Below are 263 nucleotides of genomic sequence, written 5' to 3'. Positions count from 1 at the left end.
TAAAAAAATCCTGCAAGACTTAATCGCGTTAAAGCAGCCCTTGATTTTGGTCATTAACAAAGTTGATAAAGTGAAAAATAAAGCAGAGCTGCTGCCGTTTATTGAGGAAATGGCGGGGCTGCATGATTTTCTGGCGGTCGTGCCGCTTTGCGCTAAAGATCGTGACATGGTTAAGGCGTTTGAGCAAAGTTTATTGCCTTATTTGCCTGAAGGGGAGGCAATCTACGATCCGGATCAATTGACCGATCGCAGTGATCGTTTTA

The 263-nt window shown here is 43.7% G+C and carries 1 pseudogene; it reads left to right on the top strand.

Annotated elements, in window-relative coordinates:
- Positions 1–263, top strand: a pseudogene (locus tag F1003_RS16700) (hypothetical protein); the annotation flags it as partial.

The organism is Winogradskyella ouciana (genome assembly GCF_009709615.1).
Lineage (GTDB): Bacteria > Bacteroidota > Bacteroidia > Flavobacteriales > Flavobacteriaceae > Winogradskyella > Winogradskyella ouciana.
Note: the sequence above shows the minus strand (reverse complement) of the source record. Positions and strands in the feature narration are given on the sequence as shown.